The organism is Thalassotalea agarivorans (assembly GCF_030295955.1).
Lineage (GTDB): Bacteria > Pseudomonadota > Gammaproteobacteria > Enterobacterales > Alteromonadaceae > Thalassotalea_D > Thalassotalea_D agarivorans.
Map to the genome: position 1 here is coordinate 2365168 of NZ_AP027363.1, position 16477 is coordinate 2381644.

The window sequence follows — 16477 nt, forward strand, 5'->3', positions numbered from 1 at the left end:
AAAGGTAAAAGTTAATAGCGTTCACTATGCGAAATCCACGACTCTATATCGATATTCCATTAACCGTAGGCTCAACTGTTGAGTTGTCTGCTGACGCATTTGGCCATGCCATTCGTGTACTTAGACTGAAACAAGGCGATCAAATCACTTTGTTTAATGGTCAGTGGCACGATGGAGAGGCATTGGATTTTAATGCTAGGTTAACTGAAGTGACCAAAAAGACGGCGAGTGCAACGCTTGAGAGCAGCACTGTAATAAATAGCGAGTCACCCGTGTCTATTCACCTGGGGCAAGGTATATCTAGAGGCGATCGTATGGATTTTACTTTGCAAAAATCCGTTGAATTAGGCGTTTCACAAATAACCCCAATATTTACAGAACGTTGCGGTGTGAAATTATCAGGCGAACGCCTCGCAAAAAAAGTCGACCAATGGCAAAAAATTGTCATTAGTGCGTGTGAACAAAGTGGTCGTGCAATCGTACCTAAGGTCAATGAACCGCTAACTTATCAACAATGGTTAGCAAATGACCGTGATGAGCTAAAATTAAACCTGCATCCAAAAGCGACGCAATCTATTATGACCTTGCCAATGGATACGCAATCTGTGCAATTGCTGATAGGCCCAGAAGGTGGTTTATCCGATGAAGAAATACAATTGGCAAATGATGCTGGCTATCAAGACGTCTTATTAGGTCCACGCGTTTTAAGAACCGAAACAGCAGCGCTTACCGCCATAACAGCTTTACAATGTCGCCTTGGCGACTTGGCCTAAACTAGGAAAACAACAATGACAATCAAACTTGGCATCGTCATGGATCCCATCCAAGACATCAAAGTAAAAAAAGATTCTTCGCTCGCTATGATGCTTGAAGCGCAAAGTCGTGGTTATGAAATTTACTATATGGAAATGGATGACCTGTTTCTAATTCAAGGCGAAGCGAAAGCGTTTTGTACGCCAGTAAAAGTGTTTGATGACGAGTCGCATTGGTACGAGTTTGGTGAACAACAAGAACTGTCATTGTCAGAACTTGATGCCATTTTAATGAGAAAAGATCCTCCGTTTGATACCGAATTCATTTATGCAACGTATATCCTAGAGAGAGCGGAGCTTGAAGGCACATTAATTGTGAATAAACCACAGAGCTTGCGCGACTGTAACGAAAAATTATTTACGGCGTGGTTTTCTGATTTAACGGCAAAAACCTTGGTAACTAGAAATGCAAAACAGATAAGAGCATTTCATCAGCAAGAAAAAGATGTCATCGTTAAACCACTTGATGGTATGGGCGGTTCGTCTATCTTTCGTATGAAAGAAGATGAGTCAAATGTTGGCGTAATTATAGAGACGTTAACGCAACACGGCAGTCAATATGCCATGGTGCAAGAATTCATGCCTGAAATAAAAGACGGTGATAAACGTATACTTATAGTAAATGGCGAAGTTATTCCTTATTGTTTGGCACGTATTCCAGCGCAAGGAGAAACAAGAGGAAACTTAGCTGCAGGTGGTACCGGCGAGCCAAGACCACTATCACCATCGGACAAATTAATTGCCGAAACTATTGCGCCAGAATTAAAAGCGCGAGGTTTGTATTTTGTTGGACTCGATGTCATCGGTGATAAAGTCACTGAAATTAATGTCACTAGCCCAACCTGTATTCGAGAGATTGAAGCCGCTTTCCCGATTAATATTAGCGGCAAACTGATGGATGCTATTGAAGCGGACATCAACAAAGCTTAGGAGCATATTGTGGACAGTTTAGAAAACCATCTATTAATTGCGATGCCCTCGTTAGACGATTCGTTTTTTCATAAAACGGTCACCTACATTTGTGAACATAACGAAGAAGGCGCGATGGGGTTGATAATAAACTTGCCACTAAATCTGACCGTTAACGATCTACTTAACCACATCAATCAAGAAGATAAGCACCTAGCCACTAGAGAACAGCAAGTACTCACGGGCGGCCCAGTGGCGCAAGATCGTGGTTTTGTATTGCATAGCCCGCAACCCGGGTGGCGCAGTTCATTATCGCTAAGCCGAGACATTATGATCACAACGTCAAAGGACATACTTGATGCCTTAGGCACAGAGCAAGCGCCTAACGATTTTATCGTGACACTCGGCTATGCCGGTTGGTCAGCGGGGCAGCTTGAGCAAGAATTGCAAGAAAATGCATGGCTTACCATTCCAGCATCTACCGAAATTCTGTTTCAAACGCCCGTGCCACAGCGCTGGCAAAAAGCAACGGAACTGCTCGGTATTGATGTCGGCCATTTGTCTAACGATATTGGACACGCATAGTTTATGGCAAGTAAACAAATCGGCGAACGCAGTGCCTTGGGTTTTGATTTTGGCAAAAAATATATTGGCGTGGCTGTTGGTCAAGAACTCACAGGAACTGCAACCGCATTAGGCAGCGTTAAAGCGTATGATGGTATTCCCCATTGGGATAACATCAAGAAGTATCTCGATGAATGGCAACCCGATTATGTTGTGGTTGGTTTACCCTTAAACATGGATGGCACCGAACAACAGCTAACCAAAGATGCCCGTAAGTTTGGTAATAGAATTCACGGACGATTTGGTATAAACGTGGAATTTCAAGACGAACGCTTAACCACCACCGATGCCAAGGCTCGCCTATTTGAACGCGGCGGCTATCGTAACCTCAAAAAAGACAATATTGACGCTGAATCGGCGAAACTGATTGTAGAAAGTTACTTTGAATCCCTGTGGGGGGAGTAAGGTTTCAAGCTACGAGCGGCGTGCGGCGAGCTTCGTGTTGTATGGAGCATGGGGCATGTGCGCTTCGCAGTGAGGGACAAGGGACAGGAGCGCGTTGCATAAGGGAACAATGAACGAGGCTTTCTTTTAACTCGTAGCACACAGCTCGAAGCACGTAGCACCAATAAAACGTCATCCCGTACTAGGATGACGATTAAGATTTTGACGTTAATAATTTAACTTACTGGTTTTGCCCCAAAACACTTTATAAGCAAATATGGTGTAGCCAATAATGGTAGGTAACACCACAACTGCACCCCAAAATATCACTAGCAAAGATTCTCGGCTACTTGCCGCGTCATAAATGGTTAGTTGGTTAGGCACAATGTAAGGGAAAAAACTATAGGCCAAACCGCCAAAACAAACGGTAAACACAATAATGGCTGACGCAAACGGATACCAACAGCCCAAGTCATCTTCAAGCGGCACTTTCTTCAAGTAAAACTCTACCGTTGAGAAGATAAATACAAATAGCAAAATCAGTGGTGCCAACACAAACACTTGTGGGAAGCCTAACCATTTTTCAGCAATGATTGGGTCTATCGATAAATTAGCAATACACACCGCCAAAATACCTAGCACCATCAATCTATTCGACCATAATGCCCATTGCGCCGAACGTTTTTGTAAAGAGCCTTCCGTTTTCATCACTAACCAAGCTGCGCCAACAAAGCAGTAACCTGCCGTCACGCAAACAGCGGATAACATTGAAAACATATAGCTAGCAAGGCTGGTATCAAAAGCCGTTACATAACGACCTAACATATACCCTTGGCATAGCGTTGCTAGTAGTGAACCCAGCTTAAAGGTTAAGTCCCACTTTTGCTTGTCTTTGCTTGGCGCTTTGGTGCGAAAATCAAACGACACACCACGTAATATAAGTCCTGCAAGCATTAGTGCGGTTGGCAGATAAAGCGCCTGTAACACAATAGAATGCGCTTTAGGAAAGGCTATCAGCATTAAACCAACTGCAAGTACCAACCACGTTTCATTAGCATCCCAAAATGGGCCGATTGAATAGATCATTTTGTCACGATGTTGTTGGCTGTCTTTTGGTAGCAAAACGCCAACACCTAAATCATATCCATCTAAAATGGCATAAACCAAAAACGACAATCCCATTAAACCGATAAACACCGCCGGTAACCAATCTATTGATGTATTCATGACTGCGCTCCTTGTTCAACTGGCAAGTGATTTTGTTCGTCTAGCACTTTCGGATTATGCTCCTCTAAATGCACTGCTCTATTTGCCATCACAAACAAAGTGCGTATGTAAGCAACGAGCAAGAAGCCATAAATAACCAAGTACATCGTTAATGAAAAAGCGATATTCTCTGGTGCGATAGTAGTTGCCGCATCTCGTGTATTTAATACGCCTGTTACTAAGTAAGGTTGTCTACCAATCTCGGTAACATACCAACCAGCCAAGGTTGCTATCCAACCTGAGAATGTCATAACCACAGCGGATTTAAGTAGCCAATTGGGGTAGCGCTTTTTAAAGCTAAAGTGATAACTAGCCAGCCAAGAAAACAGTAACATCAGCATGCCAATACCTACCATCACCCTAAAGCTATAAAACACAGGAGCGACCGGTGGATGCTCGCCCTTGAACTCATCTAGACCTGTTATTTCACCATCAATGTCATGGGTTAAAATCAAGCTAGCAAGATATGGCACCTTCACTTCAAAATGATTCGTTCGCGCCTCTTCGTCTGGCACAGCAAACAATAACAGTGGCGCTCCACGCTCGGTTTGCCACACGCCTTCCATCGCTGCAACTTTAGCGGGTTGATGTTTAAAGGTGTTCAAGCCATGTAAGTCACCGACGAAAATTTGCAATGGAATTAGCAATGCCGCCAGCACAACGGAAAAGTTGAGCGCATATTTTACCGAGCGTTTCTGGTCGCCTTTAAGCAAACGATAAGCAGATATACCCGCAATTAAAAAGGCAGCGGTTAAACCAGATGCTAACACCATATGGGCTAAACGATATGGCATTGAAGGATTGAAAATGACCTCAAACCAACTAGTAACATGCGCCACACCGTCGATCATTTCAAAACCCGCAGGGGTTTGCATCCATGAATCAAGTGCCAGTATCCAAAAGGCTGATAAACTTGTCCCTACAGCTACCAGTAGGGTTGCAAAAGTATGTACTCGATTAGATACCCGCTCCATGCCAAAGAGCATGATGGCTAGAAACGATGCTTCAAGGAAAAAAGCTGTCATAACCTCATAACCGAGCAATGGACCAGCTATATTGCCAACCGTTTCCATATACCCTGGCCAATTGGTGCCAAATTGAAACGACATGGTGATACCACTGACCACACCAATAGCAAACGTTAACGCGAATATGCGCACCCAAAAGCGGTACACGCGAATCCAGGCGTCATCGCCGGTTTTGTTGTATCGCAGTTTGAAAAATACCAAGATCCAGCACAGGGCTATGTTGATAGTAGGAAATAAAATGTGAAAACTAATGTTGGCTGCAAATTGAATGCGCGACAGCATAAAACCTGAATCGCTTGCAACTTGAGCTAATTCGCCAGTGGCTAGCATATGCACCTCCTTAGGTGCCCAAAAACTATATCTAAACGAGAAAAACGACTTAAATCGTGACTAAATACAAGTTATTTACTAGGTAGAAGTTTGTCTTTTACCTCCAATATTTTGCTTATGCCCTCACCTAATTTTAAAAGCGCCGACAGCTTTTCGGAGGACATGTGCTGCAATTCATTTGACCAAACGGTAACCATTTCCATAAGGTCATGCATTTCTTGCACCCGCTGCTGCACATATTCATCGCTATCGTTGCTCGGCTCTTGCAACAAAGTATCTCGAAGCATCGATAAGGTTGGATCGAGTTCACGCTTTCTGCGCTCTACTACTAGGGTACGGGCAATCTCCCAGACATCACTTGGCGCTGAGAAATACTCTTTTCTGTCGCCAGGAATGTGTTGTAGCCTGATCAGGTTCCAAGATTTCAATTCTTTCAGCCCCATAGATACATTGGAGCGAGAAATTTGCAGCGCATCACTAATTTGATCTGCATTTAAAGGCGCTTCTGTTAACACGATTAGCGCATACATTTGGCCTAAGGTGCGGTTTAAGCCCCATTTAGATCCCATTTCACCAAAGTGAAGAATCAGTGATTGCGTCATTGGAGAGACTTTCATTGTTTACCTATTTCTGAACTTTCAGTAATTTCTGAAAAATTGTAAACATTTGTTGATTTGTGTCAAGGAATGTTGTGAATTTATTTTGTACTGTGTAGAAGGGAAAGTTTACGTGTAGGCGCCAGCCTGCCATTTAGAGGTGTATTAATTGCTAAATTAGCTTTGAATGATAACAACTTCGACACAACTCATCAGGTAAGCAAACACAACGAGCCGTCCAACATAACCAATTCCCCATTGAGGGTTGCCGATAGTTTTTTTGATGATCACGTATAAGTTCTTCACGGACGAAGAACAAGGTGAAATAGGACAAGGATGTGCTATTGAGACGGTACGTCGACATCATCACAAAAAGATAGCGGGGTCTTCAAACCGAGTTGGGGCGTGGGGGTATGTCCTAGGGGTGTCACGCTACACCCCTGGACTATTGCTCCTTTAGGAGTAATAAACTGCACGTACATTGAAAACAAGCCTTTGTTCTGTACATTCACCTGAAACGACCTTATTTCCCAAAACTTTGGACCATTACAGGAACAAAAAGGCCTACGAATGAGAGGCCTCTTAGTTACGGTGGGTGTCATAGTTATTTATTTCAACCGGGCGTCCATATGTGTCTTAGTTATTTTCGAACATATGTATTGGCATGTAGGGTGGTAGAGTTAAAAAACTTAGCCACCCACAGTTTTAATGATTTAAAGGTTGCCACAAATATTGGTTTGGCTCCACAAGTAAAACAGTAACTTTCAAAGTGATTATGATGATGTTTGTTTACTTCGCAGTGAATTTGACGTGCTTAGGCTTATTTTAGCTATAACAATGCCTTAGCTCAGGCTAATGGTGTTTTTATGGTAGTTGTTTGTTTATCTTTTATGTCGTTAGCGATTTTGATTAAGACATCCATCGTTTGAATGGGTGTGACCAATAAAACAGAATCAACATTCAGCCGCATAAACCAAAATTTCAAACCAAGAAGCATTAACTTTTTTAGTAAAAGTGACGCTATCACCAAATTTTTCATTAGGTGACAACTTGAGCGTCAACTCTTTATGTATGAACACAAAATCTCCTGTATGCCCTTTTCCAAATCCTATCAATCTGTCAACAAGCACTATTGTGAAACATTCAACATTGTTTTCCAGATTTTCAATTGTATAGTCCACACTACAAACTTCTCCGATGCAATTTTCTTCTTCAAATTCAAGTATGTATTTTCTTTTGAGCAGTAAATCATCGCTGTTGGCAATAAATACACCTAAAATCAATACGGAAAGGATCACATAAAATGTGCTTAGGGCTTTTTGTTTCAAATGAGATAGCACACTCCACTGAGCCCGAGTAAACAATGATTTTAACTTTTTCAGTCCCATAAATTATCAACATCCATATTAATTGGGTATGTTCATTTTGGCTTAGTTGCAAAACCTAAAGTTCCCAGCCAAACAAGAAACGCGCGAAAACTATATTTTTAATAAGGTATATGTTTATTAAGCATTTTACTGTTAACGCACATTATACTTGAGCTTTTTCGTTGCATTTTTTCAATAGGGGTATCAATTTCTAGCACATGAACGAAGTTTCGTCACTCAATAAAAAACCACCTAAACGGTGGTTTTTTAACTAGTCATACAGCATAGAGCTACGCGCAAAGCGCGTTAAAACTCATCTTCCATACCATCTAAGGTAACACCTTTAAGCGAACCAACACCGTCTTGTTCATTACTACGTAATTTGATCATTAGACGAAGATCGTTCGGAGAATCAGCATGATGAAGCGCATCGGCATAACTAATTAGGCCACGTTGATACAAGTTAAATAAGGCTTGGTCAAAGGTCATCATGCCAAGCTCATTTGATTTTTGCATCACTTCCTTGATATCACCCACCTCACCTTTCTTGATGAGTTCAGCGATATACGGCGAATTAAGCAGTACTTCAATCGCAGCAACACGAGAGTGACCATCACGCGTAGGAATTAGCTGCTGTGCCACGATACCACGTAGGTTCAAGGCCAAATCAAATAACAATTTACCATGCTGCTCTGCTGGTACTAAGTGCATGATACGGTCAATTGCTTGGTTTGCGTTGTTGGCGTGAAGCGTAGCAATACACAAGTGGCCCGTTTCTGCGAAACTTAATGCAAATTCCATGGTTTCTTGATTACGAATCTCACCGATTAGGATAACGTCTGGCGCCTGACGAAGTGAACTTTTCAGCGCCGCATCAAAGCTTTCAGTATCAAGTCCAACTTCACGTTGTGTGATCATTGACTGCGCATGTTCATGAACAAATTCTACCGGGTCTTCAATAGTCAAAATATGACCGCGAGAATTACGATTACGATAGCCAATTAACGCCGCCATCGAGGTCGATTTACCGGTACCGGTACCACCAACGAAAAGTACAAGGCCACGTTTAGACATCACCACTTCTTTTAGTACAGGTGGCAAGCCTAACTCTTCTACATCAGGAATTTCAGTAACGATACGACGAATAACCATACCCGCCATATCTCGTTGCCAGAAGGCAGAGACCCTGAATCGACCGATTTCATCTATTGAAATTGCAAAGTTACACTCTTTCTCTTCGTGAAATTGGAGCTTTTGCTTGTCATTCATTGCATCTTCAACAAGTGCAATCGCTTGCTCTGGCGTTAAAGATTCTTGGTCAATTGGCGTTAACTCACCATTAACTTTGGCACTCACAGGTAACTTGGCAGTGACAAAGACATCAGACGCGTCTTTCTCTACCATGATGCGGAGTATATCGTTTAAAGAAAGCATACTTGTTGCTCCTTAGTAACCTTGGAATTGGTTTTTGTCTGCAGCTTTTGAAGCAGCATCTTGGCGGGTAATCAAGCCGCGGTTAACCAAGTCCATTAAACATTGATCCATGGTTTGCATACCATGTTGCATCCCGGTTTGAATCGCCGAGTACATTTGCGCCACTTTATCTTCACGAATTAGGTTACGAATCGCTGGAATACCTATCATGATCTCATGGGCAGCAACACGGCCGCCACCCACTTTTTTCACAAGTGTTTGTGAAATAACTGCACGTAATGATTCAGATAACATCGAGCGAACCATAGATTTTTCCTCTGCTGGGAATACATCGATAATACGGTCAATGGTTTTTGGCGCTGAGGTAGTATGCAAGGTACCAAATACTAAGTGACCCGTTTCCGCTGCAGTCATTGCAAGTCGAATCGTTTCAAGGTCACGCATCTCACCAACTAGAATAACATCTGGGTCTTCACGAAGCGCGCTACGCAGGGCGGCATTAAAGCTTAGTGTGTCACGATGCACTTCACGTTGGTTGATCAAACACTTTTTGTTGTCGTGAACGAATTCGATCGGATCCTCAATGGTTAGGATATGATCGTGCTTAGAGTTGTTGATGTAATCAATCATCGCAGCTAGCGTTGTTGACTTACCTGAACCTGTTGGTCCCGTTACCAGTACTAGGCCACGCGGGTTTTCTGAAATGTCTCTGAAGATATCAGGGCAACCGAGCTCTTCTAACGACAAAATTTTACTTGGGATAGTACGAAATACAGCAGAAGGACCGCGGTTTTGGTTAAACGCATTAACCCTGAAACGCGCCAAGTTAGGCACTTCAAACGAGAAATCCACTTCTAGGTTTTCTTCGTATTCTTTACGCTGGCGGTCATTCATGATGTCGTAAACTAAAGCGTTAACATCTTTTGCATCGAACGCTGGAATATTAAGTTTTCTCACATCACCATCTACACGAATAGAAGGCGGTGTTCCTGTCGATAAATGCAAGTCAGATGCGTTATTTTGTACACTAAACGCTAGTAGTTCAGTAATATCCATACAAACCTCTTTGTTAATCAAAATTGTTGAATATGCGAATTTAATGTTCGCTTTTAATTCTTTTTATTTACTCAAGCATCCCGATAAATCATAATTTGCGTTATTACTCTGCCACGTGATGCTAGACATCTTGTTACTAGAACAAGGCTCATGACTATTAAAAGTAACCTGTTAGCGGTAAAACAACAAATTATCAATGCTTGTTTTCAAGCTCAACGCGATAGCGCTGATGTAAAACTTCTTGCGGTAAGTAAAACTAAACCTACCTCGGCGATTGAAGCCGCGTATGCCGAAGGTCAAAAAGACTTTGGTGAAAACTACCTGCAAGAAGCGGTAGAAAAAATTGAATCTCTTCAACATTTGCCTGATATTTGTTGGCACTTTATTGGCCCGATACAATCAAACAAAACACGTTTAATTGCAGAGCATTTTAGCTGGGTTCACAGCGTAGACCGACTAAAAATAGCGCAACGTTTAAACGAGCAAAGGCGTTCTCAAGATACCCCGCTCAACGTTTGTTTACAAGTGAATATTAGTGAAGAAACAACGAAATCAGGTGCAACTGCTGAAGAAATAATTCAATTGGCTCAATATGTTGCAGAATCTGAGCATTTAGTACTCAGAGGTATCATGGCAATTCCCGCAAAAAATGCGCCGATTGAACACTATCAAAAAATGCAGACATTATTTCTTCAACTAGCTAAACAATATGATAGCGTAGACACCTTATCACTCGGTATGAGCAACGATTTAACTCAAGCAATATTGCACGGTAGCACTATGGTAAGAATAGGTACGGCGATATTTGGAACAAGAACATGAATAACGTAAAAATAGCTTTCATCGGCGCAGGTAATATGAACGGCGCTATCATCAAGGGGTTAGTGGCTAATGGCTACCCTGCCGATAATATTATTGTCTCTAACCCATCTTTAGAAAAACGTGAAGCGTTGCACCAATCACTTGGCATTCGTCATACTGCAAACAATGCTGAAGCGGCCACATTCGCAGATTTTATAGTACTAGGCGTCAAACCACATCTAATTCATGAAGTATGTGAGTCGTTAAAAGACATTATTGTTGCTGGCAACAAAACTGTTTTGTCTGTCGCCGCAGGTGTTACGCTTGAATCCATGCAAAAACGCTTAGGGAACATTGCCATTGTACGCACCATGCCTAACACACCTAGCCAAGTAGGGCTGGGCGTGACTGGCCTATTTGCTTCAACAGAATGTGAACAAGTGCAAAAAGACACTGCAGGCATGATCATGGCAAGTGTTGGCAATATTGTTTGGCTTGATAGTGAAGATGATATCGACCATGTTATTGCTATCTCGGGCTCTGGCCCTGCTTACTTTTTCTTATTTATGGAAGCATTAGAAGAGCAAGCTTTAGCGCTTGGATTTAGCGCGAATCAAGCGCGAGAAATGGTGCAGCAAACTGCCTTAGGCGCTGCCACTATGGTTAGAGACAACCCCGAATTAAGTATTGAAACATTGCGCCAGAACGTTACTTCTAAAGGTGGCACAACTAATGCTGCTATTGAAAAAATGAAATCTGACCATATACCACAACATATAAAAGCTGGCGCTTTGGAGGCTCTTGCACGCGCTAAAGAAATGGCTGCAGCAAACAAATAACCAATTGGATAGTTCATGGATATTGTAAATTACCTTCTTCGATTTGCTTTTGATGCGATCATTTCATTATTGATCATACGTGTTTGGCTACAACTGGTGCGTGCTGATTTTTACCACCCGTTAAGCCAATTCGTTGTGAAAGTGACCAACCCTGTGGTGGTGCCATTTAGACGCATCATCCCTGGCTTTGCTGGTATTGATATTGCCACCATTGTTATTGCGTTTATTTTTGCAACACTGAAATACAGCGTTATCCCTTTCTTAATGGGCGGGCCTTTTGACCCGCTAGCGGCAACATATTTTGGCGGCCTATTTTTGATCAAACAAACGGGCTTTTTATTGTTCATGTGCATGATTATCATGGCGGTGATGAGCTGGGTTGTGCAAGGCTATAACCCTACTATGGTCATTCTGCAACAGCTTACGCAACCGATTCTTGCTCCAATTCGTCGCATAATACCGCCTATTGGAGGCTTAGATTTATCGATTATTGCTGCTTTTCTGTTGTTGAACGTACTTAATATGTTTATCGGTAAATTCGTGCCTTATTGGCATACGCTGTTTTAAACAAAACCAGTACTTTAACGCTATACTAATTAGAAGTCAGGACGTATTCAGTAATCAATCTACTGGAAGGAGTTGCACATGAAAAATAGATTTAAACATTACCTGATGACCGCATTTTTGTTGATTGCGCCTTTAATGTCACCAGCACAAGCTGAGAACATGAAAAAAATGGGGTCGATGAATGTGCACTATATTGCCATCAACTCGACCTTTTTAACGCCAGCAATTGCAACGGCCTATGATATTCAACGTAGCCGATATAATGGCTTAGTTAATATTTCAGTGTTGGATAACAGCAAAGAAAATTTTCCCGCCAAACATGTGTCTATCACAGGCAAAGCCAAAAACTTAGCCGGGCAATTAATTTCGCTGGAATTTGTTGAAGTTACCGAAGGTGATGCGATTTATTATCTTGCACAAGTTAACTATTCAGATGAAGAGACCATTAGTTTTGATTTAACCATTACTGATGGCGTCGAAACACATAAGCTTCAATTTAAACAAAAGTTTTATGTAGATTAGCTTTCAAGCAGGTAAGCCCATTGGCGCTTACCTGCGTTTAATCATTGTGCGAGATAAAGTACAATACCCTCCTCTTATTTCTTAATTAATGCCTATCATGCAAAAAATAGTGTTAGCCACTGGCAACCAAGGAAAAGTAAAAGAAATGGCAAGCTTGCTTGCCGAGCGCGGTTATACTGTGTTGCCACAAAGTGAGTTCAATGTCGTCGATGCTGAAGAAACAGGCACAACATTCATTGAAAATGCCATCATCAAGGCAAGACATGCCGCCAAAATTACCGGACTTGCCACCATCGCTGACGATTCAGGTTTAGAAGTAGACGCGCTTAATGGCGCGCCAGGCATTTATTCGGCTCGTTATAGTGGTGAAGATGCCTCAGATAGCGATAATATTACCAAATTGCTTACAGAAATGGCTGATATTCCCGAACAGGAAAGAACAGCACGCTTTCATTGCGTGCTTGTTTACATGAAGCATGCGCTTGATCCAACGCCGCTAGTTTGTCATGGCACATGGGAAGGTAGAATCACTTCAGAGCGCAGTGGCGATGAAGGTTTTGGTTATGACCCAGTGTTTTGGGTTGACGATATGAGTAAAACTGCTGCGCAGCTCAGTAAAGCCGAAAAGCATGCACTCAGCCACCGCGGTAAAGCGCTAAAGCAATTATTTGAGCATATCAGTTAATGTTAGCGCAGCAGCCGTTATCGCTATATATACATATCCCTTGGTGCGTGCAAAAGTGCCCTTATTGTGACTTTAATTCACACGCACTTAAGCATGACATTCCAGAGCAAGATTATGTCAACGAGCTTCTTAAAGACTTAGACAGTGACATTGCAAGGTTTGAGCTTACTGGTAGAACACTACATACTATTTTTATCGGTGGTGGCACGCCAAGCCTATTTTCGGCAGACGCAATGTCCACGTTACTAGCGCAAGTTAAAACACGATTTAACTGCTCAGAAGACTTAGAAGTCACGCTAGAAGCGAATCCTGGCACAGTAGAAGCAGACAAATTTACCGGCTTTGCCAAAGCAGGTGTAACACGTTTATCGATTGGCGTGCAAAGCTTTGAAGGTGAGAAATTGCTTACTCTAGGCCGTATTCACGATAGCGAACAAGCAAAAAATGCTGCGCGTTTAGCTAAAACCTGTGGCGTAAAAAGCTTTAACTTGGACTTAATGCATGGGCTGCCCAACCAAGCTATTGACCAAGCATTAAACGATCTTAAAACAGCCATTTCGCTAAATCCTGATCATATTTCTTGGTATCAATTAACCATTGAACCTAACACGGCGTTTTACTCTAAGCCGCCAGAACTGCCGCAAGATGATGTACTATGGGATATACAGCAACAAGGCGTTGCATTGCTTGCAGCTAACGGCTACGAACAATATGAGATCTCCGCCTACGCCAAACCAGGTAAGCGTTGCCAGCACAATATTAACTATTGGCGCTTTGGTGACTACTTAGGTATCGGTTGTGGTGCGCATGGAAAAATTACCTTGCCCGAGCAAGGCAAGATTATGCGTACCGTAAAGGTCAAACACCCTAAAGGCTACCTAGATACCAACCGAGAACATCTAGATCATCTAACGACTATTGCAGGTGAAGAACTGCCTTTTGAATTTATGATGAATCAATTACGCTTGTGCGCAAGTTTTACCTATGATGACTATGAAAAAGCAACGGGGTTGTCGCGTCAGAGTATTGAGCACGAAATAGCAAAAGCAATCAAACTCGGGTTAATATCTAAGCAAGACGATGCGATGGCGGTCACTGAAAAGGGCCACCGTTACCTTAATGACTTACTAACGCGGTTTTTATAAACAATGGCTGAAACAACGCAAGACCTTTCATTTATGGATGAAGCGATGGCATTAGCACTGCAAGCGCAAGCTATCGGAGAAATACCTGTCGGGGCTGTTGTCGTCCACAACGGCGAAATAGTTGGCCGCGGATACAATCAGTCGATCACCTTAAATGATCCGTCTGCACACGCTGAAATGCTTGCCATTCGAGAAGCGGGTAAAACATTAGGCAATTATCGGTTGTTAGACTGTACCTTGTACGTGACTTTAGAGCCCTGTCCAATGTGTGCAGGTTTACTGGTGCATAGTCGGATCAAACGCCTTGTTTATGGCGCAAAAGATGAGAAAACAGGGAGTGCCGGTTCAATTATGGATTTAACTAATCACGTAGCGTTGAATCATAAAATTGAGGCGCAACAATCTTCACGAGCTGAGCAGTGCAGCGCGATGTTGTCTGCGTTTTTTAAACAACGCAGAAAAGAGATTAAAGCATTAAAAGCAGAAAAACGCGCTAACGCGCAAGACTAAGACGCTTTCAAGTCTTCTATTACTTGGCGATAAAACACATGTCGCCTTTCAACCACTTTTTTACGACGCTGATGCACCATTCTTTTTCTTTTATTCGCAATTGCTTGTCGTCTAAAGTTCTTGGCCATGACAAATTCCATTGGCTAATTGCCGCTCTTCTGCTCCCGTAAAGCACGGCATTGATTGACAAAGTCTTTATCCTTGGGTCGTTACTCTGTCACTTTTTCATCTAACCAAGTTAAAGTATCGTAGTAACGGCGGATATTGTCCACATAATTTACTGCTTCGTCACCACGTGCATAACCGTACTTGGTATGTTTGTAATATTTCTTTTGTCTTAATAGAGGCAGACGTTCTTTTACATCTACCCATCTATCAGCATCACCACCCTGCTTGCGGGTTATTGCCCTTGCATCATTTAAATGGCCATAACCAACGTTATATGCAGCAAGTGCAAACCAAAGCCTATCCGGCTCAGGAATACGTGCAGGCATTCTTGCAATCAGTTGCTGAAAATACTTTGCGCCACCGGCAATACTTTGTTCTGCATCGAGGCGATTTTTAACGCCCACTTGTTTCGCAGTTGGTAGTGTCAGCATCATCATGCCACGCACGCCAGTGTATGATTTTGCTCGTGGATTCCAATGAGACTCTTGGTAGCTAATGGCAGCTAGTAAACGCCAATCGATAATATCGCTATGCTTTTCAAAGGTGGCTCTGTACTTAGGCAAGGTTTTGTCTACGGCGCGAATAAAGGCGCGGGTATTTACAAAATTGAATTCTTGAATATGGCCGTAGTACTTGTCTTGCATGGCGATTATGGTGCCATCGTGATGCACTGTGCCAAAAAATTCTATTAACGAAGTGAACAAGGCTTTGTCGCTACTTTTGTTAATAACCCAAGCGATTGGCTCGGCTTTTTTTAACTCAAGCGCGGGCGAAATTTCTGGGTAATAGCGACGATTCACTGCAAGCTGATTACTATCTACAACCGTATATGCTATCTCGCCTATAGAAATTTTCGCCATTAATTCCTCAGCATCGTGCTCAGGAGATTCTTTCCACTGTAAATTAGGGTATGTTGCCTTAAGCGCAATTAAATTTTCTAGGTGTGAAGAGGCAGAAGTTACCAGCAACGGCTGAGTAATATCTGTGATTTCTCTTGGTCTTGTTGTACCGCGTTTGTAGACCAACAGCTGGCTAACTTCGTCATAGCTGGGGGAGAATTGATAATGCTTTTTACGCTCTTCGGTGACCGTTAAACCAGACGCGAGCATATCTACTTCATGATTATCTAGCTTGGCAAAAAGATCATCGAGGGAATAGCTGGCAACAACTTCTAACTCAACGTCTAAATACTTGGCATAAGCTTTGGCTAATTCATACTCAAAACCCTCAGGACCCTGCGCCCCCAAGTAATAGGTCGTAGGACCAAACATCATGCCGACACGCAAGGTTTTTGCAGAAAGGACAGTGCCAAGAGAGGTGTCGTTTGGTGCCGGTTTACAGGCTACAAGCGCCAATGTCAGCGCCAGTATCAAGCATAGTGTATAGGTGTTTCGAATCATTTTAGTCGTTATAAAACATGAATATATCTATTCA

General features: G+C 42.5%; 19 protein-coding genes. 11 read left to right on the forward strand and 8 right to left on the reverse strand.

What is annotated here, in order from left to right; translation table 11 throughout:
- Positions 1–26: 26 nt before the first annotated feature.
- The 4 genes from rsmE to ruvX are packed head-to-tail and all read left to right on the forward strand — an operon-like array spanning position 27 to position 2750.
- Positions 27–773: a 16S rRNA (uracil(1498)-N(3))-methyltransferase gene (gene rsmE, locus QUD85_RS10755; protein WP_093331795.1), complete on the forward strand. Its 747-nt coding sequence runs from the start codon at positions 27–29 to the stop codon at positions 771–773.
- Positions 774–788: 15 nt separating this feature from the next.
- Positions 789–1742, forward strand: coding sequence for a glutathione synthase (gene gshB, locus QUD85_RS10760; RefSeq protein WP_093331797.1), 954 nt, complete (start codon positions 789–791; stop codon positions 1740–1742).
- A 9-nt stretch (positions 1743–1751) separates the two neighbouring features.
- Entirely contained in the window at positions 1752–2306 is a 555-nt protein-coding gene (locus QUD85_RS10765) for a YqgE/AlgH family protein (protein WP_093331799.1), read from the forward strand.
- 3 nt (positions 2307–2309) lie between these two features.
- On the forward strand, positions 2310–2750 hold the full coding sequence (gene ruvX, locus QUD85_RS10770; protein WP_093331802.1) for a Holliday junction resolvase RuvX: 441 nt from the start codon (positions 2310–2312) through the stop codon (positions 2748–2750).
- Positions 2751–2957: 207 nt separating this feature from the next.
- Here the strand turns inward: ruvX and cydB are convergent, their stop codons facing one another.
- The 6 genes from cydB to QUD85_RS10800 form a co-directional block, all read right to left on the reverse strand.
- The gene (cydB, locus tag QUD85_RS10775) at positions 2958–3956 is read right to left on the reverse strand and encodes a cytochrome d ubiquinol oxidase subunit II (RefSeq protein WP_093331804.1); all 999 of its coding nucleotides are present in this window, start codon (positions 3954–3956) and stop codon (positions 2958–2960) included.
- Entirely contained in the window at positions 3953–5353 is a 1401-nt protein-coding gene (locus QUD85_RS10780) for a cytochrome ubiquinol oxidase subunit I (protein WP_218139606.1), read from the reverse strand. Before QUD85_RS10780 ends, cydB begins: the two co-directional genes overlap by 4 nt.
- 71 nt (positions 5354–5424) lie before the next feature.
- Positions 5425–5970 carry a GbsR/MarR family transcriptional regulator gene (locus QUD85_RS10785; protein ID WP_093331805.1) on the reverse strand — a complete coding sequence of 182 codons (546 nt, stop codon included), beginning with the start codon at positions 5968–5970 and terminating at the stop codon, positions 5425–5427.
- A 932-nt stretch (positions 5971–6902) separates the two neighbouring features.
- Positions 6903–7337: a hypothetical protein gene (locus QUD85_RS10790; protein ID WP_093331807.1), complete on the reverse strand. Its 435-nt coding sequence runs from the start codon at positions 7335–7337 to the stop codon at positions 6903–6905.
- 285 nt (positions 7338–7622) lie between these two features.
- Positions 7623–8750 (reverse strand): PilT/PilU family type 4a pilus ATPase, encoded by a 1128-nt coding sequence (locus QUD85_RS10795; protein WP_093331810.1) that lies wholly within the window; start codon positions 8748–8750, stop codon positions 7623–7625.
- Positions 8751–8762: 12 nt separating this feature from the next.
- A complete protein-coding gene (locus QUD85_RS10800) occupies positions 8763–9806 on the reverse strand; it encodes a type IV pilus twitching motility protein PilT (RefSeq protein ID WP_093331813.1) in 1044 nt (347 codons plus the stop codon).
- A gap of 150 nt (positions 9807–9956) precedes the next feature.
- Here QUD85_RS10800 and QUD85_RS10805 point away from each other — a divergent pair, with 150 nt between their 5' ends.
- The 7 genes from QUD85_RS10805 (at position 9957) to tadA (ending at position 14875) form a co-directional block, all read left to right on the forward strand.
- Entirely contained in the window at positions 9957–10628 is a 672-nt protein-coding gene (locus tag QUD85_RS10805; RefSeq protein ID WP_093331815.1) for a YggS family pyridoxal phosphate-dependent enzyme, read from the forward strand.
- A complete protein-coding gene (gene proC, locus QUD85_RS10810; RefSeq protein WP_093331818.1) occupies positions 10625–11446 on the forward strand; it encodes a pyrroline-5-carboxylate reductase in 822 nt (273 codons plus the stop codon). The genes QUD85_RS10805 and proC overlap by 4 nt, the downstream gene beginning before the upstream one ends.
- A gap of 15 nt (positions 11447–11461) precedes the next feature.
- Complete coding sequence (locus QUD85_RS10815; RefSeq protein ID WP_093331820.1) at positions 11462–12013, forward strand: YggT family protein; 552 nt, start codon at positions 11462–11464, stop codon at positions 12011–12013.
- Between the two features lie 78 nt (positions 12014–12091).
- Positions 12092–12535 (forward strand): DUF4426 domain-containing protein, encoded by a 444-nt coding sequence (locus QUD85_RS10820; RefSeq protein ID WP_407705066.1) that lies wholly within the window; start codon positions 12092–12094, stop codon positions 12533–12535.
- 97 nt (positions 12536–12632) lie between these two features.
- On the forward strand, positions 12633–13220 hold the full coding sequence (locus tag QUD85_RS10825; RefSeq protein WP_093331889.1) for an XTP/dITP diphosphatase: 588 nt from the start codon (positions 12633–12635) through the stop codon (positions 13218–13220).
- Positions 13220–14365 (forward strand): radical SAM family heme chaperone HemW, encoded by a 1146-nt coding sequence (gene hemW, locus QUD85_RS10830; RefSeq protein ID WP_093331823.1) that lies wholly within the window; start codon positions 13220–13222, stop codon positions 14363–14365. Before QUD85_RS10825 ends, hemW begins: the two co-directional genes overlap by 1 nt.
- Positions 14366–14368: 3 nt before the next feature.
- Positions 14369–14875 (forward strand): tRNA adenosine(34) deaminase TadA, encoded by a 507-nt coding sequence (gene tadA / locus QUD85_RS10835; protein WP_093331825.1) that lies wholly within the window; start codon positions 14369–14371, stop codon positions 14873–14875.
- Here tadA and QUD85_RS10840 read toward each other — a convergent pair.
- Entirely contained in the window at positions 14872–15003 is a 132-nt protein-coding gene (locus QUD85_RS10840; protein ID WP_281241775.1) for a hypothetical protein, read from the reverse strand. The two genes, tadA and QUD85_RS10840, sit on opposite strands and share 4 nt — an antisense overlap.
- A gap of 81 nt (positions 15004–15084) precedes the next feature.
- Entirely contained in the window at positions 15085–16443 is a 1359-nt protein-coding gene (gene mltF, locus QUD85_RS10845) for a membrane-bound lytic murein transglycosylase MltF (RefSeq protein WP_093331828.1), read from the reverse strand.
- Between the last annotated feature and the right edge of the window lie 34 nt (positions 16444–16477).

Coding starts and splice junctions, on each gene's coding strand:
- QUD85_RS10800 (WP_093331813.1), bottom strand. CDS start 9,806: ATGGATATTACTGAACTACTAGCGTTTAGTGTACAAAATAACGCATCT.
- cydB (WP_093331804.1), bottom strand. CDS start 3,956: ATGAATACATCAATAGATTGGTTACCGGCGGTGTTTATCGGTTTAATG.
- QUD85_RS10825 (WP_093331889.1), top strand. CDS start 12,633: ATGCAAAAAATAGTGTTAGCCACTGGCAACCAAGGAAAAGTAAAAGAA.
- gshB (WP_093331797.1), top strand. CDS start 789: ATGACAATCAAACTTGGCATCGTCATGGATCCCATCCAAGACATCAAA.
- QUD85_RS10795 (WP_093331810.1), bottom strand. CDS start 8,750: ATGCTTTCTTTAAACGATATACTCCGCATCATGGTAGAGAAAGACGCG.
- rsmE (WP_093331795.1), top strand. CDS start 27: ATGCGAAATCCACGACTCTATATCGATATTCCATTAACCGTAGGCTCA.
- QUD85_RS10840 (WP_281241775.1), bottom strand. CDS start 15,003: ATGGCCAAGAACTTTAGACGACAAGCAATTGCGAATAAAAGAAAAAGA.
- QUD85_RS10815 (WP_093331820.1), top strand. CDS start 11,462: ATGGATATTGTAAATTACCTTCTTCGATTTGCTTTTGATGCGATCATT.
- ruvX (WP_093331802.1), top strand. CDS start 2,310: ATGGCAAGTAAACAAATCGGCGAACGCAGTGCCTTGGGTTTTGATTTT.
- hemW (WP_093331823.1), top strand. CDS start 13,220: ATGTTAGCGCAGCAGCCGTTATCGCTATATATACATATCCCTTGGTGC.
- tadA (WP_093331825.1), top strand. CDS start 14,369: ATGGCTGAAACAACGCAAGACCTTTCATTTATGGATGAAGCGATGGCA.
- QUD85_RS10805 (WP_093331815.1), top strand. CDS start 9,957: ATGACTATTAAAAGTAACCTGTTAGCGGTAAAACAACAAATTATCAAT.
- proC (WP_093331818.1), top strand. CDS start 10,625: ATGAATAACGTAAAAATAGCTTTCATCGGCGCAGGTAATATGAACGGC.
- QUD85_RS10790 (WP_093331807.1), bottom strand. CDS start 7,337: ATGGGACTGAAAAAGTTAAAATCATTGTTTACTCGGGCTCAGTGGAGT.
- QUD85_RS10780 (WP_218139606.1), bottom strand. CDS start 5,353: ATGCTAGCCACTGGCGAATTAGCTCAAGTTGCAAGCGATTCAGGTTTT.
- mltF (WP_093331828.1), bottom strand. CDS start 16,443: ATGATTCGAAACACCTATACACTATGCTTGATACTGGCGCTGACATTG.
- QUD85_RS10785 (WP_093331805.1), bottom strand. CDS start 5,970: ATGAAAGTCTCTCCAATGACGCAATCACTGATTCTTCACTTTGGTGAA.
- QUD85_RS10820 (WP_407705066.1), top strand. CDS start 12,092: ATGAAAAATAGATTTAAACATTACCTGATGACCGCATTTTTGTTGATT.